Origin of the sequence: Paraburkholderia gardini, assembly GCF_907164575.1 — a bacterium.
GTDB lineage: Bacteria > Pseudomonadota > Gammaproteobacteria > Burkholderiales > Burkholderiaceae > Paraburkholderia > Paraburkholderia gardini.
In genome coordinates, this window is the sequence record NZ_CAJQYY010000003.1 from 272,765 (window position 1) to 293,847 (window position 21,083).

A 21,083-nucleotide genomic window follows, 5' to 3' on the forward strand; every position below is an offset into this window, starting at 1 on the left:
TCCTTCAGGAACAGGGATTAATCACGCGAACCGCGGTTCTTCAACTGGTCGAGCATCACGGCGGCCAGCAGGATCGCACCGCGCACGAGATATTGATAGAACGCATCGATGTTGAGCAGGTTCATCACGTTTTCGACCGTGCCCATGATCAGCACGCCGATCACCACGCCCGAGATCGTCGCGCGACCGCCGAGCAGCGATACGCCGCCGAGCACGCACGCCGAGATCACGTTCAGCTCGAAGCCTTCGGCGGCGTTCGGCTGACCCGACGTGATACGCGATGCCAGAATCACGCCGGCCAGCGCCGTCACCGCACCCTGGATCAGGAAGATCCAGACGCGCGTGCGTTCCACGTTGATACCGGCGAGACGCGACGCTTCCGGGTTGCCGCCGATCGCGAGCGTGTTACGGCCGTAGACGGTCTGGTTCAGCATCACGCCGAACACGATGAAGCACAGCAGCGTGACCCAGATCGGCAGCGAAACGCCGAAGAACGACAGGCCGCCCAGCGCGATGAACGTATCCGACGACACGCCCACGGCCTGACCGTGCGACACGATGAAGCCGAGGCCGCGGACGATTTCCATCGTCGCGAGCGTGGTGATCAGCGCGTTGATGCGCAGATACGCGATGACCGCGCCGTTCACGAAACCGATCGCACCGCCCGCCACCACCGCCGCGACGATCGCGATGAACGTGTTGCCGGTGGCGTTCAACACCATCGCGCAGAGCACGCCGGCGAACGCGACGATCGAGCCGACCGAAAGGTCGAAGTCGCGCGACGCGAGACAGAACATCATCGTGCACGCGACCATGCCGATCTGCGAAATCGACAGCGCGAGACCGAGCATGTTTTCGATCGAGAAGAAGTGATCGACGGTCAGCGACATCGTCAGGAACATCACGACGAAGATCACGATCAGGCTGTACTCGGTGACGTGCTGCCACCATTTCTGCTTGTCGCTGGTTTGTGGAATCAACGCATCAGCGGCGTTGAGGTTTTCTCTGGCTTGCATTTGATCACTCCTCCCGTTCCCAACGGGTTGTCGGACAGGTATTTAAACAATCTCGTCCGGTGAAATTCACGCCGCCTGCGCGGCGGGTTCTGTCGAGCTTTGCGGCAGTGCAAGGCTCAGTACTGTCTGTTCGGTAGCTTCGCCGCGCTTCAGCTCGCCGGAGATCCGGCCCTGTCTCATGACGACGATGCGGTCGGACACGCCCAGCACTTCCGGCAGTTCCGACGAAATCATCACGATCGCGCAGCCGCGCTCGGCGAGCTGATAGATCACGTTATAGATCTCGTGCTTCGCACCGACGTCGATACCGCGCGTCGGTTCGTCGAGAATCACCACCTTCAGGTCCGGCTCGGCCAGCCAGCGCGACAGGATTGTCTTCTGCTGGTTGCCGCCGGAAAGAAAACGGATCTTCTGGCGACGGCTCGGCGTCTTGATCTTCAGCAGCTGGATAAAACGGTCGGCGGTTTGCGCCTCTTTCTTGCGGTCGAGGAACAGGCCTCCACGCAGATAGTGGCGGCGGCAGCTGATGTTGATGTTTTCCGACACGCTCGCCATCGCGACGATGCCTTCTTCCTTGCGGTCTTCCGGGCACAGCACGATGCCGTGTTTGATCGCTTCGCCCGCGCTGCGCACCTTGATCGTCTTGCCGTCGAGCGCGATCTCGCCCGCCTTTTTGTGGTCCGCGCCATAGACGAGATGCATCAGTTCGCTGCGGCCCGCGCCCACCAGCCCGAAGAAGCCGACGATCTCGCCGCGGCGCACTTCGAACGTTGCCGGCTCTTTCAGCGCGTGGCCTTCGATCGCCTTCGCCGCAAAGCGCACTTCGCCTAGCGGACGCGGCCTGTAATTCCAGATGTCGCTGATTTCGCGGCCCACCATCTCGCTCACGATCGTGTCGCGGCTCACGCCTTCGAGTGTCGGATGCGAGGCGACCTTGCGGCCGTCGCGGAAAATCGTGCAGGCGTCGCACAGCTGATAGATCTCGTCCATGCGGTGCGAGATGTAGATCAGTGCGCGATTGTCGGCGCGCAGATCGCGCACGAGCTTGAACAGCACTTCGGTTTCGCGGTGCGACAGCGAGCTCGTCGGTTCGTCCAGTGCAATGACGCGCGCGTTACGCATGAGCGCCTTGCAGATTTCGACCATCTGCCGTTGCGCGATCGACAGCTTGCCCAGCTTCGCGTTCGGGTCGAGATCGACGCCCATCGCGGCGAGACGCTCGCGCACGAAGCGCTTCGCCTCGCGCTTGTTCACCCAGCCAAGTGAATTTGGCAACTGGCCGAGCAGCAGATTTTCCGCGACGGTCAGATCGGGCACATATTGCAGTTCCTGGTGAATCACCGCGATACCCGCGCCGATCGAAGCAGCCGCGCTCGCAAAGCGCACGTCGTTGCCGTCGATCAGGATCTGGCCGGAATCCGGTTGATATTCACCGCCGAGAATCTTGAGCAGGGTCGATTTCCCCGCGCCGTTCTCGCCCATCAGGCCATGCACCTGGCCCGCGTTCACGTCGAAGGACACACCGTCGAGCGCGCGCACGCCTGGAAACACCTTGCCGATATTGTCAAAACGCAGCGTCGCTGACACTTCGCTTCCCCTCACATTGCGGACGTCTCGCGTGCACACGTCGTCTGACATCACGTTCACGCAAAAAGTCCTGTCGTCCCTGATTTTCAGGCGCCCTTCGACACATCGTGTCCGCCGGGCGCCATCTGATGCCCGGCGCGACAACCGGATGCTTCGTGCATCCAGTTGCCGCGCCGTTCTACTGCCTGGTACTACCTGCTGCTTACTTCGATGCGAGACCCATCTTTTCACGCACTTCGCCGACGTTGTCACGCGTGGCGAGCATACCGGTCGTCAGCGTGAGCTTCGGCGGTTCCTTGCCGTCCTTGATCCAGTCGTACATCAGCGTCGAGGTTTCTTCGCCGTGGCGCTTCGGGCTGATGATCACCGTGCCGTAGAAGCCCGTCGGGTTCGGCTTCTTGAATTCGTTCAGTGCCGAATCCGAACCGCCGATACCGATACCGATCATGTTGTCCGCCTTGAAGCCGCGGCCTTCTGCTGCGCGCACCGCGCCGAGCACGCCTTCGTCGTTCAGCGCATAGGCAACCCAGTGCTTGAACTGCGGGTTCTTGGTGAGCGCGATGTTCGCTGCGTTGAAAGCGTTTTCCGTGTCGGTCTTCGCTTGCGGCGCCGCGACGATGTTGGCCTTCGGGAAACCTGCGGCGACCAGTGCGTCGGTCGCGCCCGACGTGCGGTCATGCGCGGTCGGCAGCTGTTCGTAGGTCACGTCGATCGCGCCGACGTCCTTCATGTCCCAGCCGCGCTTCTTGATTTCAGCAGCCAGACCGTCGCCGACCTGCTTGCCGATGTTGTAAGCCGAAATGCCCATGTGCGGCACGGATTCGATCGGCTTGCCCGCGCCGTCGACGAGGCGGTCATCGACCGTCATCATCTTCAGGCCGTCGGCCTTCGCCTTCGCGACGATGCCCGGTCCGAGCTTCACGTCCGGCGTGCAGATGATGAAACCCTGAGCCTTCTGTGCGGCGAGGTTGTCAATTGCGCTCATCACCTTTTCGCCCGACGGCGCGCCGATCTTCACGAGCGTGAAGCCCTTTTGCTTCGCAGCGATTTCCGCGAACTTCCACTCGTCCTGGAACCACGGCTCTTCGGGCTGCTTCACCAGAAAACCGATCTTCACCGGATCGGCTGCCTGAGCGGCCGTTGCGTTGAAGAACACGCCCGCCGCTGCAGCTGCCAGCGTGAGGAAAATTCTACGTTTCATAATGCTGTCTCCTGACTATTGGTAACGAGAAGGTGATTGGCCGCATCTTCTTTTATCGGTTGTCGCGACACACGCGGCCAGTGCGTCGCCCGACTGAAAACCCTGTTCCTGCCCTGCCTTGTCTCTTTGCTAGTCGTGGTAAAGCGCCGAGCGCCCGCCATCGACCGTGATACAGCTCGCGTTGATGAACGGCGCTTCATCCGACGCAAGAAAAACTGCGGTCATCGCCACTTCTTCCGGACGGCCGATACGTTTCATCGGTTGCAGATCCAGCGTTGCCTGCTGCGCGGCGGCGGGATCCGGCTGACCGTCCCACCAGTCGCGCGTCAACTGCGTCTCGACATAGCCTGGCGCGATCGCGTTGACACGCACGTTGCGCGGCGCGTATTCGATGCCGAGCGCGCGCGTGAGACCGATCACGCCGTGCTTCGCGACCGGATACGGAAAACATCCCGGAATGATCTTGAAAGCATGCGTCGACGCAATGTTCACGATGCTGCCCGCGCCGCGTTCGACCATGCCCGGCAATACCGCGCGACAGCCGTTCCACACGCCATCGAGATCGACTGCGAAACAACGGCGCCAGTCATCATCGGTCATCGTCAGCGGGTCGCAGAATACGTTGATACCCGCATTGTTGATGAGCACGTTCAGCGGCCCGAACGCCTTTTCCGCTTCGCTTACCGCGTGCTGCACCGAGGTCGATTGAGTCACGTCCGTCCGCACCGCGAGCACTTTCGCACCGGGTTGCAGACCGCATTGCGCCTCGATCGCGCGCGCGGTGTGCTGTGCGGTTTCCAGATCGAGTTCAGCCAGTACGACCGCGGCGCCTTCGCGAGCGAAGGCATGCGCAATCGCCGCACCGATGCCGCGACCGGCGCCGGTGATCAACGCGACCTTGTCGGCGAGGCGATTCATTTCTGTACACCTGCCTTCGCGATGCGCAGACCGTTGATGTACGCCTTCGCATGCGAAGCCGTCACGGCCGCGCTCTGGCCCGGCTTGTAGAGTGCGGAGCCCAGGCCAAAGCCGTTTGCACCCGCACTCAGGAACGGACCCATGTTGTCCGGCGTGATACCGCCGACCGGCACGAGCGGCACTTCCGCCGCGATCACCGCGCGCCACGCCTTCACGACGTGCGCGCCGAGCTGCTCCGCGGGGAACATCTTGAGGACGTCCGCGCCGTTCTTGAGCGCGAGGAACGCTTCATTCGGCGTGGCCACACCCGGCGAGCAGGCGAGTCCCAACGCCTTCGCGGCGATCACGACCTCGGCATCGCTGTGCGGCATCACGATCAGTTCGCCGCCCGCGGCTTTCACATCGTTGACGAAGCCCGGATGCAGCACCGTGCCCGCGCCGACGATCGCATCGGCCGGCAATGCCTGGCGGATTGCGGCGATGCTGTCGAACGGCTGCGGCGAATTGAGCGGCACTTCGACGATGCGAAACCCGGCTTCATACAGCGCGCGACCGTGATCGGCAGCATCGGCGGGTGTGACGCCGCGCATGATCGCGATCAACGGGCACGCCTCGAAAGCCGCGATCAGCCCTGCGTGCGGCATGTACGGTGCGGGCAGATTGATGTGGGGTTGCATGTCGATTCCTTGTGCGTTCGTTGGCGTCGGTCAGCGGGCCGCGCGGGAAGTCGCGCCGGCGCTGGCCTTCGTTTCTGCAGCCGCGACGAAGCCGGCCTGCGTCGCGATGCGCCACAGTCCATGTTCCGTCGCGTGCTGCACGAGAGCGGCCTGGGTACAACCGAACTGGGCGAGTGCGAGACGGTAGCGTTCGCACAGCGCGTCGTTGCCGATCAGCAGCAGCGACTTGCCGGCGAGCGAACTCTGTTGCCGCACGAGCACCGCTTCGAGGCCCGCGAGTTCGTGGCCGATCAGGAGACCCGACAGATAATCGGGCTGTTCATTCGATGCGAGCTGTCCAGTGAGACCGAGCGTGCGCGTGCTGAAGATCGTCGCGAGTACGCCGGCCGTGCCACTGTTACGCGCGACGCTGACACCACGCAGAAACGCTTCCGTGTCGGGCGATGCGGGCGCGGTCATCGTGCGGCCGAGGATCGTGTGATCGCGCAGCGCGCCGAACACTTCGCCCGTCATGAACGTATGAAAACGTTCGATGCGCCCGTTGCGCACCACCGTCCATTTCGCATGCGTGCCGGGCAGGCCAATCAGTTCGCCTGCGTCGTCCGCGGTATTGGCGACAGATGCTTTTCCGGCGAGCGCGCCGAAAATCTGCGTTTCCTCGCCGCGCATCACGTTCGGCAGGTCGCCGCGTTGCAGGACGCCCGGAACGATGTGGATCGTGAGACCGCGCGCGGTCTTGACGCGCACGATGCCGGCGACGAGCGAATCCGCGTCGGCGGGTGCTTCGACGTACGGCGCTTCGAGCCAGCCCTGCGCGCTGCCGACCATGCCGGCCGCCACCACCGGAAGATCCGGGTGCGCGTCGAGCCACGCGCCGCAGGCCGCGTCGAAGGCCGCATCGAAGCCGCCTTCCGCTGCCGGGCGCGGCAGGTTCATGATACCGGCCGACGAAGTGTGCGCTGCCAGCACGTTGCCCGCCGCGTCAAAGAGATACGCGCGCAGCGACGTCGTGCCCCAGTCGAGCGCGATCAGTGCGGCGTCGTTCGTCGCGATGGTGTTGGTTGCATTTGCGGCCCGAGCTTGAGATGCGGCTGCGCTCGAGGTGCTCGACTGGCTCATCGTTTGATCCTGCGGGTGGTCGGTTGCGGCACACGCCAGCCCAGTTCTTCCGAGATCGCGCGCGCTTCGCGCTGCACGACCGGGATCAGTTCATCCATGCGTTCAAGCGACATATAGGGAATCGTGCTCGCCACCGAAAGCGCCGCGACGACGGCGCCCGACGCATCGCGCACGGGCGCTGCGACACAGCGGATCGAGGCTTCGTTTTCTTCGAGGTCGAACGTGTAGCCGCCCGTCGAATAGTTGGTCATGCGCTGCATGAAGGTCAGCGAATCGGGACGGTTGTCCGGCTTGAAGCTGACGCCAGCGAGTGCGCGACGCGACGCGTCGAAGAGCGAACGCCAGGCGTCGGGCGGCAGGTCGAGCATCATGGCCTTGCCGATACCCGTCGACGCGAGGGGCATGCGGTGACCGACGCGCGAGCGCATTTCGAGGCCACGGGTGCCGGGGATCTTGTCGATATAGAGGACATCGTCGCCGTCGCGCACGCCGAGGTGGATCGTATCGAGGGTCTGTTCGGCGAGTGCTTCGAGATGCGGACGTGCGACGGCCGTCAGCGGCATCTGTTCGAGCGCGATGGTACCGAGTTCGATCAGCTTCGGGCCGAGCAGATAGCCGCCCTGAACCTGGCGCAGATAGCGCGCCTGGACGAGGCTGCTGACGAGTCGATGCGTGGTGCTGCGGGTCGTGCCGAGCGCGGCGCCGAAGGTGCGCAGATCGCGCACGCCGGCGGCGGCGGCTTCGAGGATCGCGAGACCACGCAGGAGCGTCTGCGTGCCGGCTTGCTGGGGCGTGACGTCGAGCAGCGTGCTGGGGACAGCTATCGAGTCCGCCTGCGCTGCGGCCGGTATGCCGGCGGCACCGTTGGAACGGGATGCTGCCTGAGCCGTCGGGGGCGTTTGTGATCTGGACGCGTCGGCTTCGCGTGTTGCTTCTCGCCGGTCAACCACGGACATAAGTTGCTCGTCTCCGGTATTGTCTTTGCGCTTGTGTTTTTTGCTGCGACGCAGCAAGGTCGGCGCTTTTTGCCGCTCTCGCGGCTCGTTGATCCGGATTGTAGGGCGGTTTTTCTTCTATCTCCAATATGTGAGTGTTGTGGTCATATAGTGGGATTGCTTCTTGCGGCGCGGGTTTTGTTTTGTTGTTCTGGCTTTTTGGCCTTTCCTTGAATTCATGTCGGTCTATTAGCGTTGCCCCTGTGCGGGGCGGCACCTACTTTTCTTTGTCCCCCAAGGGGACTTCCTTCGGGGCGTCTTCCAAAGAAAAGTAGGCAAAAGAAAGGCGCTTCGACAACTCACATTTTCCAGGCGCGTCATTCGTCGGGAATGGCAACCCATGAAGTGTCGCCCCCCACACTTCACCCGGCATCGGTCCCCGCGCGATTCCGTCCCGCGCGCGGTCCATGTTGATGACAAGGCTGTCATCCACCCGACTCCGCGCTACGCGCATCGCCGACCGGCATAACCCTCTCGCGCACTCGCGCGGACTGGCACGCGCACGCGTATTCGCGCCGGAGATCGCAACCTCGATCGCAGACGGCGATCACACCGCAATCGCAATCGCAATCGAAATCGGCGATCTCCGGCCCCTGATGCCGGTGCCATCGAGTGACCGTTCCGCGACGCGCGTAGCGCGGAGTGGGATGAATGAGCCCTGTGTCACGGGCGGTGCTGTGCGGGAGATCAGATCGTGCGCGGACCAGCGCGGCGTGGAGCGCGAGGGCGACGTCTCACGGGGTGCCATTCCCGACGAATGACGCACCAGGAAAAGGTGAGTTTTCGAAGCGCCTTTCTTTTGCCTACTTTTCTTTGGCAAGACGCCCCGAAGGAAGTCCCCTTGGGGGACAAAGAAAAGTAGGTGCCGCCCCGCACAGGGGCGACGCTAATAGACCGACATGAATACAAGGAAAGGCCAAAAAGCCGGAACAAGGAAAGGCCAAAAACCCAGAACAAACAAAAAACCAAAAACCAGGCGCCGCAAGAAGCCCTCAATCGGGTAATTCAGCCGCCCCCATCCGACGGGCAATCACTCTGGCCCGCTGGGCCAGATACCCCGATCCTCGATGTTCATCGAAATACTTCGGCCGCGGCAGCATCACAGCCAGCCGCGCAGACTGCCCGCCCGATAACTGCATCGCGGAAGTCTTGTAGTAATACCGCGCTGCGGCCTCAGCGCCATAAACCCCATTGCCCCACTCGACGGAATTCAGATAAATCTCGAAGATCCGCTCCTTGTCCATCAGCGTCTCGAGCATCCACGTGATAATCAGCTCCTGCCCCTTGCGGATATAACTCTTCTCACGCGAAAGAAACAGGTTGCGCGCCAGTTGCTGGGTAATCGTCGAACCGCCGGCAACGATCTTCCCGCGTGCCTTGTTCTTCTCCCAGGCCTGAAGAATCGCGTCCGTCTCGTAACCGTTGTTATTGACGAAGTTCGCATCCTCGGAAGCAATGATCGCCCGCTTCAGATTCCGCGAAATCCGGTCGTACGGTACCCACGTATGCTGGATGGAAAGATCCGGCCGGTCCTGCGAAAGCCGCCATGCGTCCGAGCGCATGAACGCAGTCGACTGTGGATTGACGACATTCCAGATCGCGATCTGCGCAAAATAATAGACCTGGGTCGCAAGCCACGCGCACGCGAACACCACCAGCACGTAGAACAGCCATCGGACCATGCCCGGCCGGCTCGCGCGCCTCGCTCCTGTCATCGTCGAAAGTCCCCCGTTCGATTGATACCGAAACGCGCTCTGGCGAAATCAGGCCGCCGGCGTTTTCATCATGGCACGCAGTGCAGCCAGTACCGGCGCGCCATCCGGCCGCACGCCGCGCCAGATGTAGAACGATTCCGCAGCCTGCTCGACAAGCATGCCGAGCCCGTCCGCCGCGCGCGCGCCCAGCGTCTGCGCGTGCCGCATGAATACGGTCGGCTGCGCGCTGTACATCATGTCGTAGGCAAGCGTGCCAGGGCCGAACGCCGCGTCGTCACACTCCGGAAGCGCGGCGTCGAGGCTGCCCGCTGTCGCGTTCACGATCACGTCGTACGTGTGCGGCTGGATCGCCTTCGCGCTACCGCCCGTCAGTTCGCAGTCGACTTCCCGCGCCGCCGCGGCGAACTGCGCAACCAGTTCGTCCGCCTTCGCCGACGTGCGGTTGACGATCGTCAACGTTCGCGGCAGCCGGTCGAGCATCGGCAGCACGACGCCGCGCGCGGCTCCGCCCGCGCCCAGCAACAGAATGCGCGCACCCTTCAGCGCAAAGCCGAGATTCACCTCGATGTCACGCACGAGACCGACGCCGTCAGTGTTGTCGCCATGGATGCCGTCTTCGCGAAAACTCAACGTGTTCACGGCGCCAGCCGCAGCCGCGCGCGGCGACAGCCTGTCGGCAAGCGCGTGCGCATCGAGCTTGAACGGTACGGTCACGTTCATGCCCCGGCCGCCCGCATCGATGAACGCGCGCACCTGCGCCACAAATCCATCGACCGGCGCGAGCAGATGCGTGTACTCGACCGGCTCACCCGTCTGCTCAGCGAATCGCGCGTGGATATACGGTGACTTGCTGTGTGCAACCGGATTGCCGATCACCGCATATCGGTCGCGTGCCACGCCCACATTGGCGTTCACGTTGACGTCGGCGCTCATCGTCCCGGCTCCGTTGTCTGAGGCTCTGAAGATGCAGCCGCATCGCCCGCAACCCCGCCTTCGCCCTCTCCATCCTCCGCGCCCTCGGCTTCAGCCTGCGCTTCAGCTTCGCTTTCCGCCGGATCGTCGGCGGCGTCGATCAGTTCTTCTTCACCTTCATCGGCCTCGTCGGCTTCGGCGGTGTCGGTGCCGCTCGTCACCTGCGGCGCATCGAGCACGTGCAGCAGACGCACCGACGCCTCGACCGTCAGTTCATCCAGCGACATCACTTCCATCAGCAGCCGCGTGCCGCGCGCATGCACGCCGAGCCCCGGCACATGCAGCAGCAGCGGGATTTCCTCGAGGCGCACGAGGTCACCCTTCACCACCGATGCCACCACCTGCTTCTTTTCTTCCTGACGCAGCCAGCGCAGGCACCAGAAGTACTCCATCCGGCGCTGATGATCAGCGTACGCGGTGTACGTGTCGTCGAAGCCCTGCACGACGGCGAAGAGATCGGCGTCCTTCGGCTTGAACGGCGCCGCGAGCTTCGCGGTCACGCCGTGCTGCACGCACGCGAGCAGTTGCCACTGGTTCACCAGGTCGACGTAGCGGCGCAGCGGTGACGTGCTCCACGCATACTGCGCGACGCCGAGCCCCTCGTGCGGCGCGGCGGATGTCTGCATGCGCGTGCGCTTCGGGCCGCTCGGCGCGCCGAACGCACGCTGTGAGCGATAGATGCCGGGCACACCGTGATCGTGCAGGAACGCGCCCCACGACGAGTTCGCGAGAATCGCCAGTTCGGCGACGATCGTATCCAGCGGTGAGCCGCGACGGCGCGGCGTGATCGTGACGTGCTCGCCTTCCACGTAGAAGTTGAAGTCCGTATTGCGCTGCACTTCGCGCTTCAGGCCGTACCCGGCGCGCGCCTGCTGGCGCTTTTCGAACAGCGCCTGCGCGAACGGCCAGAGCACCGCGATGTCGTCCTTGTGCGGATACTCGCCCGTGCCCGCGGCAAGCGACGCTTCGTTGACGAGCTCATCGAGCGTGTTGTGCCGCAGGTTGCTTTTCACGAACACGCGCTCGGCACGCGTCTCGCTCGCGACGATATCCTGCGTCTCGCGATTCACGATCACATACAGCGACAACGCCGGACGCAACCCGCCCTCCTTCAGCGTAAACGCCTCCACTACGTCGTCGGGCAGCATCGTGATCTTGTCGCCCGGCATATAGACGGTCGACAGACGCCCGCGTGCAATCGCATCGACCGCGTCGCCGCGCTCGATGCCGAGCGCCGGCGCCGCGATGTGCACGCCAATGCGCACGCGGCCATCCGACAGATGCTCGACCGAAAACGCATCGTCGATTTCCGTGGTGGTGATGTCGTCGATCGAGAACGCTTCGACTTCGGCTTCCGGCAGGTCGTCGGGCACCGCGCCGACGGTCACGGGCGGAAAACCCGTGCCATGCGGGAAAAACTCGGAAAGAAAGCGTGCCTCGTGCAGCGCGCGCGCCGACGGAATGCCGCCGCAGTCGAGCATCAGACGCGCCATCGAAATACCACGCGCCGCCGCCGCGGCTTCAAGCGCCTTGTATTCGATCGTGTTCTTGTCGGGCTTCGTCAGGAGACCCAGTGCCTTGCCCGCGAGCGATTCCGGCAGACGCCCCGCCTTCAGTTCTTCCTCGATCCCGGCCTGCACCAGCGCCTGCTGGCGCTTGCGCTCGAGACCGGCCAGCGCCATCTGCAACTGCTCCTGCGGCGCGCGCTGATATTGCCCGCGCCCCTTGCGGCGAAAGTACACCGGCGCGCCGTGCATGCGCAGCACGAGCGCGGCGCGCTCGATCGCGCCGAACGTGTCGCCGTAGTACTCCTTCGCGAGCACCGCGAAGGCAAATTCGTCCTCCGGCGCGCATTCCCACAGGAAATCGAGATCGATTTCCTGTGCGGCGGCATCGGCCTGATGCATCAGTTCGCCGGCGGCCGGCTTCTCGAACTCGATCAGGACGTCCTTCGCGCGCACCTTCGCGCGCCGGCCGCCTGGCAACTCGACCTGAAACGCATCGCCCTGGCGCGACAGCACGCTGCCCGCCTTGAAACTGCCTGATTCCTCAAAGAAAACGTTCACTCAGTACTCTCGTTCAGACTTCAACCGGTCGACACGCATCGCTTCCGCGCGTCCGGCTTCATGTTCGTGGTAGTGGTCCGCGGCTCGCGCTTCACGCTTCGTTGCGCGAAAGGCGCCCGCGGATCAGGAAATCATGCCGCCTCGCGCGGCGCCGGCGGACGTGCGTCGCAAAATGCGAGCACCTCGTCGACATAGCGGGGAAACTCGCTGATCGCGTGGTCACTGCCTTCTATCAGTGTGGTTCTCGCGCCGGGATAATGTGCAAGCATTTCGCGGTAATCGAGCACTTCGTCGCCCGTCGCGGCAATCAGATAATAGCGTTCGGGACGCGTGACCGACGCGACACTGAGCGCGCGCAATTCATCCAGATGGCGCGATTCGACGACGATACTGCCGCCGCCGTGCCACAGCGGCTGTTCGCCGAGGTAGTGGCTCAGGTCGCGCTGCGGCACGACCGCCGGGTTGAGCAGCACTGCCGGCCAGCCATGCTTTTCGGCGAGGTACGTCGCGAAAAAACCGCCGAGCGAACTGCCGACCACGGTCACATTCCGCGCGTCCCGCACAAGCGACTCCACCAGCGCCACCGTGCCGAGCGGCGAGACCGGCAGCATTGGACAGCACCATTCGTCGCCACGCCCGAGTTCGACGAGACGCGCCGCCATCACGCGCGCCTTGAACGAATTGGGCGACGAACGGAAGCCGTGCAGATAGAGAATCACGCTGCGCCCCGCTCGCCGCCGGCCGCGACTTCCGTCGACGTCGATGTCTGCGCCGGACGCGCCGACAGCGCGTCGAGCAGCTTCTGATGCACGCCGCCAAAACCGCCGTTGCTCATCACGAGGACCTGGTCGCCCGGCTGGGCCACCGCGGCGACGGCCTTGACCAGCGCATCGATATTGTTGAAGGCCCGCGCCTTGTCGCCGAGCGGCGCGAGCGCATCGGCGAGATCCCAGCCGAGCGCGTCGCGGCCAGACGGCGCGCCGTAGCCGAAAACCAGATCCGCGTCGGCGAGGCTCGCCGGCAATTGCGCCTTCATGACGCCAAGCTTCATCGTGTTCGAACGCGGTTCGAGCACCGCGAGAATCCGCGTGCGCTCACGGCCGACGCGCGTACGCAGCCCGGCAACCGTGGTCCCGATCGCGGTCGGATGATGCGCGAAGTCGTCGTAGACCGTCACGCCGTCGACGCTGCCGCGCACTTCCATGCGCCGCTTCACGTTGCGGAACGTCGCGAGCGAACGCGCGGCCTGCGCCGGCGGCACGCCGATGTGGCGCGCGGCGGCGATCGCGGCGATCGCGTTCATGCGGTTGTGGTCGCCCTGCACCATCCAGTCGACGACGCCAGCGCGTGCGCCGTTGTGATAAACCGCGAAGCGTTCGTCGACCGGCACGCCTTCTTCGGCAGGCAGCGCCTGCCAGCCGCCCTCGACGCCGAAGCGCTCCACTTCGCTCCAGCAACCGCGCGTAAGCACGCGTTCTAGCGCGTCTTCACGACCGTTCGTGACAATCCGGCCGATGCCCGGCACCGTGCGCACGAGATGGTGAAACTGCGTTTCGATCGCGGCGAGATCGGGGAAGATGTCCGCGTGATCGAATTCGAGGTTATTCAGGATCGCGGTTTTCGGCCGGTAGTGAACGAACTTCGAGCGCTTGTCGAAGAACGCGGTGTCGTACTCGTCGGCCTCGATCACGAAGAAGCTCGAATCCGTCAGCCGCGCCGACACGCCGAAGTTCAGCGGCACGCCGCCGATCAGAAAGCCCGGGTTCATGCCGGCGTCCTCGAGCAGCCAGGTCAGCATCGAAGACGTGGTCGTCTTGCCGTGCGTACCTGCCACGGCCAGCACCCATTTGCCGTTCAGCACATGCTCGCCCAGCCATTGCGGACCGGATGTATACGGCAGGCCGCGATCGAGGATTGCTTCCATCAGCGGATTGCCACGCGAAACGACGTTGCCGATCACGAACAGGTCGGGCTGCAGGTCGACCTGCTCCGCGCCGTATCCTTCTATCAGATCGATACCCAGCGCCTCGAGCTGCGTGCTCATCGGCGGATAGACGCCGGCGTCGCAGCCGGTCACCTTGTGGCCCGCGCCGCGCGCGAGCGCGGCGAGACCGCCCATGAACGTGCCGCAGATGCCGAGGATGTGGATGTGCATAAGCCTGTCGTGCCGCGCGGGCGTACTTTTTGCGTGGGAAAGGAGTGCGCAGGACGGTCTTTCGCGATCGCCCGCAAGGGACGCTATTGTAACCGACGCCCCTCTCGCCGCCGCGCGGCGGTGTCGTCCCGGGTGGCCGGAAAGGCCGTCATATATTCTCTAGTATGATTGTGAGATGGTTCGCAAATCACATTTCGATCCGCAGCGCGTGCGCGAGGAAATCGCCATCGCGGCTGCAAGAATGATCGCCGAAGACGGGCTGGATTATTCGACGGCCAAACGCAAGGCTGCGCGGCAGGTCGTCGGGGAAACACGTGTAGCCGGCGAATGGCTTCCGGATAACGACCAGATCGAAGAAGAAATCCGCGAGTACCAGTCGCTTTTCCAGGGCGACAGCCAGCCGGCGGTGCTGCGGCGGCTGCGCGAAGTCGCGCTCGAATGGATGGACCGTCTCGAGCCGTTCAATCCGTATCTGACGGGTGCCGTGCTCGGCGGCACCGCAGGCGAGCATTCGGACGTGCATCTGCAGGCGTTCTGCGACAACCCGAAGGAAGTCGCCATCTATCTGCTGAACGCCGACATCCAGTACGACGTCTCCGAAACGCGCCACTTTGCAGGGCGCGGCTATGTCGAGACGCTCAGCTTCCTGTGGCGTCCGGCGAACGGGCGGCACGAAACGGAGCCGGTCGGCATCCACGTCGCCCTCTATGATTCGGACGACCTGCGCGGCGCGGTGCGCGCCGACGCGCGCGGCCGCACGGCGCGCGCGAACCGGCAGGCGGTGCGGATGCTGCTCGCTGAAAGCAGCGCGACGGCCTCGGCGGTGACTTCTTCCATTACTCCATCCACTACCTGAGCAGACCCACGACAATGAAGCGGATTCTGGCAGCACTGGCAGTAGCAGTTGTGGCAGCGGGCGGCGGCGCCGCAGCCGGCTACTGGTTCCTCAATGGCAACGCGACACAGGCGGCACAATCCGCACAATCCGCGCAGCCCGGCGCCACGGCCGCAACCAGGCCGCAGGACGCCGTGAATGCGCTCTGGGCACAAAGCGTGACCAACGCCGACGGCAAGCCGCAATCGCTTTCGATGTTCAAGGGCCATCCGGTCGTCGTGAACTTCTGGGCGTCCTGGTGCGGACCGTGCGTCGAGGAGATGCCGGCGCTTTCGCAACTCCATCGCGACTACTCGAAGAAGGGCATCCAGTTCATCGGACTCGGCGTCGATTCCGAAAAGAACGTGAAGACTTTCCTGCAGAAGGTGAAGGTCGACTACCCGGTCTTTGTCACCGGCTTCGGCGGCGCGGACCTCGCGCGCGAGTTTGGGAACAACGCGGGCGGCCTTCCCTATACGGTGGTTATTGACGCCAAAGGCAACGTTCTTTCGACAAAACTGGGCGAAGTCCAGCCGGCCGAGCTGAAACGCACGCTCGACGCGCTTTGATCTCACGATTCGTGAACGACCCGGATTATTCGCCAAACACCACTTTTTACACGCGAATTAGGCGAAATTGACAAAAAATCGGGGTGCACACCTGCATGCATACCCCGATTCACACGGTGCGAAGACCCTGTGAAACTAGACAAGTTTCTCTAATCAGCGCTAAAGTTCGCGCAATTCCACGGAAATAGAAGCCACCATGACGCGACTGCTGGTTCTGCACGGCCCCAACCTCAACCTTCTCGGCACACGGGAACCCGAGGTCTATGGGCACGTGACCTTACCGCAGATCGATCAGGCTCTGGTTGACCGTGCCGTCGACGCCGGCGTCGAACTCGCTACCTTCCAGAGCAATCACGAAGGCGCGATCGTCGACCGGATCCACGCGGCACGAACCGAACAAACCAGTTTCATTCTGATCAATCCCGCCGCGTACACGCACACCAGCGTGGCCATTCGGGATGCACTGGCGGGGGTTTGCATCCCGTTCGTCGAGATTCATCTGTCGAACGTGCATCGTCGCGAACCGTTCCGGCATCACTCGTATCTCTCCGACCAGGCCGAAGGCGTCATCTGCGGTCTTGGCTGGAAGGGATATCTGTACGCACTCGAATTCGCACTCGACCGGCTGTCCACGGGACAGTCCGGCGCAGCGCGCGGCTGACTCAAACACAACCAGTTCAGCGCCGGACGTCATCGAACGCCGGCACTTCACGCATTGAAAGGGGATGCCCAATGGATCTACGTAAACTCAAGACTCTGATCGACCTCGTTTCCGAGTCCGGTATTTCGGAACTGGAAGTGACCGAGGGCGAAGGCAAGGTCCGCATCGTCAAGAATGCGCCGCCGGTTTACGTGCAGCCATCCACTTCGTACGCGCCGCAATACGCTGGCCCGGCACCGTTCCAGGGCGCGGCGCCCGACGCGTCTGCCGCGGGCGCACCGGCCACGCCGGCTCCGGCCGCGCCGCAAGGCCACGTGGTGACGTCGCCGATGGTCGGCACGTTCTACCGCGCGCCGTCGCCGGGCTCCGATCCGTTCGTCCAGGTAGGCGACACGGTGAAGGAAGGCCAGACGATCTGCATCATCGAAGCCATGAAGCTGCTGAACGAAATCGAGTCCGACCAGTCGGGCGTGATCAAGGAAATCCTCGTCGAGAACGGCCAGGCGGTCGAATACGGCCAGCCGCTCTTCGTGGTCGGCTAACCCGGCGTATTTTCCGTATCAGCCGTCGGCGCGCGCCTCTACCGCGTGCGCAACCGATCCTCTGAGGTAGCCGCTGAGTCGTGGTCGACCCATGCCGCGGCGCCCATTGATGAGTCGAAAATCCGCTATGTTTGAAAAAATCCTCATTGCCAATCGCGGCGAAATCGCGCTCCGTATCCAGCGCGCGTGCCGCGAGCTCGGCGTCAAGACGGTCGTCGTCTATTCGGAAGCCGACAAGGAAGCCAAGTACGTCAAGCTCGCCGACGAAGCCGTCTGTATCGGCCCGGCGCCTTCGAACCTGAGCTACCTGAACATGCCGGCGCTCATCAGCGCGGCGGAAGTCACCGACGCCGAAGCGATTCACCCCGGCTACGGTTTCCTGTCGGAAAACGCGGACTTCGCGGAGCGCGTCGAGCAGTCGGGCTTCGTGTTCATCGGCCCGCGTCCGGAAACGATCCGTCTGATGGGCGACAAGGTCTCGGCCAAGCAGACGATGATCAAGACCGGCGTGCCGTGCGTCCCCGGTTCTGAAGGCGCGTTGCCGGAAGATCCGAAGGAGATCGTGAAAATTGCGCGCGCGGTCGGCTATCCGGTGATCATCAAGGCGGCGGGCGGCGGCGGCGGACGTGGCATGCGCGTCGTCCACACGGAAGCTGCGCTCGTGAACGCGGTCAACATGACGCGCGAGGAAGCGGGCCGGGCGTTCGGCAACCCGCAGGTCTACATGGAAAAATTCCTGGAGAACCCGCGGCACATCGAAATCCAGATCTTGTCCGATTCGTTCAAGAACGCGATCTGGCTCGGCGAGCGCGACTGTTCGATGCAGCGTCGCCACCAGAAGGTGATCGAGGAAGCGCCAGCGCCGGGCATCGCGCGCCGCCTGATCGAGCGCATCGGCGACCGTTGCGCGGACGCCTGCAAGAAGATGGGCTACCTCGGCGCGGGCACCTTCGAATTCCTGTATGAAAACGGCGAGTTCTATTTCATCGAAATGAACACGCGCGTGCAGGTCGAGCATCCGGTGACCGAGCTGATCACGGGCATCGATATCGTGCAGGAACAGATCCGCATCGCGGCTGGCGAGAAGCTGGCGCTGCGTCAGCGCGACATCCAGTTCCGCGGCCACGCGATCGAATGCCGGATCAACGCTGAAGACCCGTTCAAATTCATCCCGTCTCCGGGGCGCCTCACCTCCTGGCATATGCCGGGTGGCCCGGGCATCCGCGTCGACTCGCATGCGTACAACGGCTATTTCGTGCCGCCGAACTATGATTCGATGATCGGCAAGCTGATCGCTTACGGCGCGACGCGCGACCAGGCAATCAGGCGCATGCGCATCGCGCTGTCGGAAATGGTGGTCGAAGGCATCCAGACCAACATTCCGCTGCATCGCGAACTGATGCTCGACGCGAAGTTCGTCGAGGGCGGCACGAGCATCCATTACCTCGAAAACCGGCTGGCCGCGAAGCTGCAGGCCGCACCGGAAGAAGCGTAAGCAATGAGTTACCGGGAACTGATCGTCGAGCTGGAACGCGAGCACGCGGAGGATCTCTCCGACGCGCTGCTCGACCTCGGTGCGCTGTCCGTGTCGGTCGAAGACGCGGACGCCGACACGCCCGACGAGCAGCCGCTTTTCGGCGAGCCCGGTCTCACGCCTGAACGCACCGCGTGGCAGCGCTCGCGCGTGATCGCGCTGCTCGCGGCCGAACACGACCCGGCGGTGCTGCTCGCCGCCGCGTCGAACCAGCTGGGTCTTGCCGCGATGCCGTCGTTCACCGTGCGCGACGTCGAGGATCAGGACTGGGTGCGGCTCACGCAATCGCAGTTCGACCCGATCTCAATCGGCGAACGGATCTGGGTCGTGCCGTCATGGCACGACGCGCCGGACCCGAACGCACTCGTGCTTGAACTCGATCCGGGGCTCGCGTTCGGCACCGGCAGCCATCCGACGACGCGTCTTTGCATGGAATGGCTCGAACAGAACGTTCAGCAGGATCAATCCGTGCTCGATTACGGCTGCGGCTCCGGCATTCTCGCGATTCTCGCGAGGAAGTGCGGCGCGAGCCCGGTGTTCGGCATCGATATCGACCCGCAGGCAGTCGAATCGGCCCGTCAGAACAGCGAGCGCAACCGCGCGGAAGTGACGTACGGCCTGCCCGATGCGTGCCCGGCTGGCGAGTTCGATATCGTCGTCGCGAATATCCTGTCGAACCCGCTGAAGCTGATGGCGTCGATGCTCGTGTCGAAGGTAAAACCCGGCGGCAGCATTGCACTATCGGGCATTCTCGCGCGGCAGGCGGACGAAGTAGCGCGTGTCTACGAGCGCTGGATCGACATCTCCGTCTGGCGTGAACACGAGGGCTGGGTCTGCCTCACGGGAACCCGACGCGAAAGCCATTAGAATAGGCCGTATCGTCCACTTCAACGCCCTCAGGGTTCCCGGCTCACTATGCTCCTGGCGACGCGCTGTCCCTTCTGCGAAACAGTTTTCCGACTCCAGCCGACGCATCTTTCGCTGCGGCGCGGACTTGTGCGCTGCGGACATTGTCACGAAGTTTTTGACGCGTCCAGCAGCCTGTACGAAACCAGCGACGGCGATCTGACCAACGCGACGCCGGTCAGCCCCGATGTCGTGGCGGCATTGATTGCCGGCTCAGAGCCGAAGCGGGAAACAGTTGCCGCTCCCGCGCTGGAGCCCATTCAGGAACCCGAGGCGCAACGCCACGCCACGGCTGTCGAAGCGAACGCACTTCCGCGCACCGGAACGCCTGCTGAAACGGCGATGAAGTCATCGCCCGCCGCGGTGGGTGAATCGCAGATCCCTTTCGAAACGCCGGAGCCGGTCGAGCCGCATACGCTGTTCGACACGGCCGCCCACGTCGAAACGCCCACGCCGGTCGAGCCTCATGCACCCGCGTCCACGTTCGGGAATGAGGATGCTCATCAACACCCTGGCGGCCCCCCGAACTTCCGCACCGATGCATGGAACCCGTGGGCGCCCGCACCGGACGCGCTGATCGACGACAGTCTGCGTCACAGCACGAAGAATCTCCCGTATCGCCCGCTGTCCGAAGCCGCGATGGCAAAGCTGAAGCTCGCCATCGAACGTGAAGCGGCCGAACGCGCGGCTCACGAAGGATCGGCGAGGTCGCCCGCACACGACTTCCCGGCGACGCACGAGCCGGTGCATGAGTCGATCGACGGACATCAGACGGCCGGTGATCGCGACGCAACGCGCGGACGCCCGGGCGAACCGGTGATCGAGGAGCAGGCCGAGCCGGCGTTCGCGACCGCGCCGGCCGCCGGTGCGATCTATCCGGAGACGCGCGACAGCGAACCGCGTTTCACCTCACCCTCGCCCGCGGCCGCACCGTTTGCCACGCCGCTCGATCACGACGAAGACGCGGAACCGTTCGCCGTCGTCCGCGAGACGCGCGAGGCGGAGCCACGCGGCATCGGCTGGATCATTTTCGGCTCGCTCGTCGCCCTTGTCCTGTTCGTCGCGCTGGTCGCGCAACTTGCGTGGTGGCAGCGTGAAACCGTGATGGTCTACTGGCCGGGTTCGCAGCCGTTTTACGCGCGGGCGTGCGTGCAGCTCGGCTGCATCGTCGCGCCGCCGCGCGATATCGACGGCCTGCAGGTCGAGCCGTCCGATCTGCGTCAGGTGGACGGCCCGCACAAGCTTGAACTGAAAATGCCGCTGCGAAACCGTTTCGGGGTCGCGCTGGCGTATCCGGCAATCGAGCTCACGCTGCTCGATGCGCAGAACAACATCGCGATTCGTCGCGTGCTGTGGCCGCAGGACTATGTGACGCCGGGCACATCGATCGCTGCAGGCCTGCCGGGTCACTCGACGCAGACGATGATCGTGCGTCTCAATACCGGCGACGCCGTCGCATCGAATTTCCGTGTGCAGATTTTTTACCCCTGACGTTTCCGGCGCCGCCGGCGCTCGCCGATCGCGCGACGCCGCCGGTTCCGCCAACGTCTTCGACGCGGTGAAGGCAGTACTCACG

Annotated in this window: 19 protein-coding genes; 7 read left to right on the forward strand and 12 right to left on the reverse strand. The window is 63.8% G+C overall.

Annotated features, from left to right (window positions below; genetic code table 11):
• Nucleotides 1–17: 17 nt before the first annotated feature.
• The 12 genes from araH to mpl all read right to left on the reverse strand — a co-directional run bounded on the left by araH (nucleotide 18) and on the right by mpl (nucleotide 14,421).
• Complete coding sequence (gene araH / locus LPA34_RS04200) at nucleotides 18–1,016, reverse strand: L-arabinose ABC transporter permease AraH (protein WP_228975239.1); 999 nt, start codon at nucleotides 1,014–1,016, stop codon at nucleotides 18–20.
• 66 nt (nucleotides 1,017–1,082) lie between these two features.
• A complete protein-coding gene (gene araG / locus LPA34_RS04205; protein ID WP_228975241.1) occupies nucleotides 1,083–2,603 on the reverse strand; it encodes an L-arabinose ABC transporter ATP-binding protein AraG in 1,521 nt (506 codons plus the stop codon).
• Nucleotides 2,604–2,805: 202 nt separating this feature from the next.
• Complete coding sequence (locus LPA34_RS04210) at nucleotides 2,806–3,804, reverse strand: arabinose ABC transporter substrate-binding protein (RefSeq protein WP_228975244.1); 999 nt, start codon at nucleotides 3,802–3,804, stop codon at nucleotides 2,806–2,808.
• 129 nt (nucleotides 3,805–3,933) lie between these two features.
• Nucleotides 3,934–4,722 carry an SDR family oxidoreductase gene (locus LPA34_RS04215; protein WP_228975246.1) on the reverse strand — a complete coding sequence of 263 codons (789 nt, stop codon included), beginning with the start codon at nucleotides 4,720–4,722 and terminating at the stop codon, nucleotides 3,934–3,936.
• Nucleotides 4,719–5,399 (reverse strand): 2-dehydro-3-deoxy-6-phosphogalactonate aldolase, encoded by a 681-nt coding sequence (locus tag LPA34_RS04220; RefSeq protein ID WP_228975247.1) that lies wholly within the window; start codon nucleotides 5,397–5,399, stop codon nucleotides 4,719–4,721. The genes LPA34_RS04215 and LPA34_RS04220 overlap by 4 nt, the downstream gene beginning before the upstream one ends.
• A gap of 30 nt (nucleotides 5,400–5,429) precedes the next feature.
• The gene (locus LPA34_RS04225; RefSeq protein ID WP_228975248.1) at nucleotides 5,430–6,518 is read right to left on the reverse strand and encodes a 2-dehydro-3-deoxygalactonokinase; all 1,089 of its coding nucleotides are present in this window, start codon (nucleotides 6,516–6,518) and stop codon (nucleotides 5,430–5,432) included.
• The gene (locus tag LPA34_RS04230) at nucleotides 6,515–7,474 is read right to left on the reverse strand and encodes an IclR family transcriptional regulator (RefSeq protein ID WP_228975251.1); all 960 of its coding nucleotides are present in this window, start codon (nucleotides 7,472–7,474) and stop codon (nucleotides 6,515–6,517) included. The genes LPA34_RS04225 and LPA34_RS04230 overlap by 4 nt, the downstream gene beginning before the upstream one ends.
• A gap of 1,031 nt (nucleotides 7,475–8,505) precedes the next feature.
• Entirely contained in the window at nucleotides 8,506–9,228 is a 723-nt protein-coding gene (gene mtgA, locus LPA34_RS04235; RefSeq protein WP_228975253.1) for a monofunctional biosynthetic peptidoglycan transglycosylase, read from the reverse strand.
• A gap of 48 nt (nucleotides 9,229–9,276) precedes the next feature.
• Nucleotides 9,277–10,161, reverse strand: coding sequence for a shikimate dehydrogenase (gene aroE / locus LPA34_RS04240; protein ID WP_228975255.1), 885 nt, complete (start codon nucleotides 10,159–10,161; stop codon nucleotides 9,277–9,279).
• The gene (locus LPA34_RS04245) at nucleotides 10,158–12,266 is read right to left on the reverse strand and encodes a ribonuclease catalytic domain-containing protein (RefSeq protein ID WP_228975256.1); all 2,109 of its coding nucleotides are present in this window, start codon (nucleotides 12,264–12,266) and stop codon (nucleotides 10,158–10,160) included. Before LPA34_RS04245 ends, aroE begins: the two co-directional genes overlap by 4 nt.
• 131 nt (nucleotides 12,267–12,397) lie before the next feature.
• Nucleotides 12,398–12,985 (reverse strand): YqiA/YcfP family alpha/beta fold hydrolase, encoded by a 588-nt coding sequence (locus LPA34_RS04250; RefSeq protein ID WP_228975259.1) that lies wholly within the window; start codon nucleotides 12,983–12,985, stop codon nucleotides 12,398–12,400.
• Nucleotides 12,982–14,421, reverse strand: coding sequence for a UDP-N-acetylmuramate:L-alanyl-gamma-D-glutamyl-meso-diaminopimelate ligase (gene mpl / locus LPA34_RS04255; protein WP_228975261.1), 1,440 nt, complete (start codon nucleotides 14,419–14,421; stop codon nucleotides 12,982–12,984). The genes LPA34_RS04250 and mpl overlap by 4 nt, the downstream gene beginning before the upstream one ends.
• A gap of 175 nt (nucleotides 14,422–14,596) precedes the next feature.
• Between mpl and LPA34_RS04260 the strand changes: the two genes are divergently transcribed.
• The 7 genes from LPA34_RS04260 to LPA34_RS04290 all read left to right on the forward strand — a co-directional run bounded on the left by LPA34_RS04260 (nucleotide 14,597) and on the right by LPA34_RS04290 (nucleotide 20,998).
• Nucleotides 14,597–15,277 (forward strand): UDP-N-acetylmuramate--alanine ligase, encoded by a 681-nt coding sequence (locus LPA34_RS04260; protein WP_228975263.1) that lies wholly within the window; start codon nucleotides 14,597–14,599, stop codon nucleotides 15,275–15,277.
• A gap of 14 nt (nucleotides 15,278–15,291) precedes the next feature.
• The gene (locus LPA34_RS04265; protein ID WP_228975265.1) at nucleotides 15,292–15,864 is read left to right on the forward strand and encodes a TlpA family protein disulfide reductase; all 573 of its coding nucleotides are present in this window, start codon (nucleotides 15,292–15,294) and stop codon (nucleotides 15,862–15,864) included.
• A gap of 196 nt (nucleotides 15,865–16,060) precedes the next feature.
• Entirely contained in the window at nucleotides 16,061–16,525 is a 465-nt protein-coding gene (aroQ, locus tag LPA34_RS04270; protein WP_228975267.1) for a type II 3-dehydroquinate dehydratase, read from the forward strand.
• Between the two features lie 71 nt (nucleotides 16,526–16,596).
• Nucleotides 16,597–17,067: an acetyl-CoA carboxylase biotin carboxyl carrier protein gene (accB, locus tag LPA34_RS04275; protein ID WP_228975269.1), complete on the forward strand. Its 471-nt coding sequence runs from the start codon at nucleotides 16,597–16,599 to the stop codon at nucleotides 17,065–17,067.
• 127 nt (nucleotides 17,068–17,194) lie between these two features.
• Entirely contained in the window at nucleotides 17,195–18,562 is a 1,368-nt protein-coding gene (accC, locus tag LPA34_RS04280) for an acetyl-CoA carboxylase biotin carboxylase subunit (RefSeq protein ID WP_228975270.1), read from the forward strand.
• Between the two features lie 3 nt (nucleotides 18,563–18,565).
• On the forward strand, nucleotides 18,566–19,468 hold the full coding sequence (gene prmA / locus LPA34_RS04285) for a 50S ribosomal protein L11 methyltransferase (protein WP_228975272.1): 903 nt from the start codon (nucleotides 18,566–18,568) through the stop codon (nucleotides 19,466–19,468).
• A gap of 48 nt (nucleotides 19,469–19,516) precedes the next feature.
• On the forward strand, nucleotides 19,517–20,998 hold the full coding sequence (locus LPA34_RS04290; protein ID WP_228975274.1) for a DUF3426 domain-containing protein: 1,482 nt from the start codon (nucleotides 19,517–19,519) through the stop codon (nucleotides 20,996–20,998).
• Nucleotides 20,999–21,083 lie beyond the last annotated feature (85 nt).

What these genes read in the sequence shown, in the direction of transcription:
- accC (WP_228975270.1), top strand. Translation starts at nt 17,195, where the DNA reads ATGTTTGAAAAAATCCTCATTGCCAATCGCGGCGAAATCGCGCTCCGT.
- LPA34_RS04265 (WP_228975265.1), top strand. Translation starts at nt 15,292, where the DNA reads ATGAAGCGGATTCTGGCAGCACTGGCAGTAGCAGTTGTGGCAGCGGGC.
- LPA34_RS04290 (WP_228975274.1), top strand. Translation starts at nt 19,517, where the DNA reads ATGCTCCTGGCGACGCGCTGTCCCTTCTGCGAAACAGTTTTCCGACTC.
- aroE (WP_228975255.1), bottom strand. Translation starts at nt 10,161, where the DNA reads ATGAGCGCCGACGTCAACGTGAACGCCAATGTGGGCGTGGCACGCGAC.
- LPA34_RS04260 (WP_228975263.1), top strand. Translation starts at nt 14,597, where the DNA reads ATGGTTCGCAAATCACATTTCGATCCGCAGCGCGTGCGCGAGGAAATC.
- LPA34_RS04225 (WP_228975248.1), bottom strand. Translation starts at nt 6,518, where the DNA reads ATGAGCCAGTCGAGCACCTCGAGCGCAGCCGCATCTCAAGCTCGGGCC.
- prmA (WP_228975272.1), top strand. Translation starts at nt 18,566, where the DNA reads ATGAGTTACCGGGAACTGATCGTCGAGCTGGAACGCGAGCACGCGGAG.
- araH (WP_228975239.1), bottom strand. Translation starts at nt 1,016, where the DNA reads ATGCAAGCCAGAGAAAACCTCAACGCCGCTGATGCGTTGATTCCACAA.
- mtgA (WP_228975253.1), bottom strand. Translation starts at nt 9,228, where the DNA reads ATGACAGGAGCGAGGCGCGCGAGCCGGCCGGGCATGGTCCGATGGCTG.
- LPA34_RS04210 (WP_228975244.1), bottom strand. Translation starts at nt 3,804, where the DNA reads ATGAAACGTAGAATTTTCCTCACGCTGGCAGCTGCAGCGGCGGGCGTG.
- mpl (WP_228975261.1), bottom strand. Translation starts at nt 14,421, where the DNA reads ATGCACATCCACATCCTCGGCATCTGCGGCACGTTCATGGGCGGTCTC.
- LPA34_RS04220 (WP_228975247.1), bottom strand. Translation starts at nt 5,399, where the DNA reads ATGCAACCCCACATCAATCTGCCCGCACCGTACATGCCGCACGCAGGG.
- accB (WP_228975269.1), top strand. Translation starts at nt 16,597, where the DNA reads ATGGATCTACGTAAACTCAAGACTCTGATCGACCTCGTTTCCGAGTCC.
- LPA34_RS04230 (WP_228975251.1), bottom strand. Translation starts at nt 7,474, where the DNA reads ATGTCCGTGGTTGACCGGCGAGAAGCAACACGCGAAGCCGACGCGTCC.
- aroQ (WP_228975267.1), top strand. Translation starts at nt 16,061, where the DNA reads ATGACGCGACTGCTGGTTCTGCACGGCCCCAACCTCAACCTTCTCGGC.
- LPA34_RS04215 (WP_228975246.1), bottom strand. Translation starts at nt 4,722, where the DNA reads ATGAATCGCCTCGCCGACAAGGTCGCGTTGATCACCGGCGCCGGTCGC.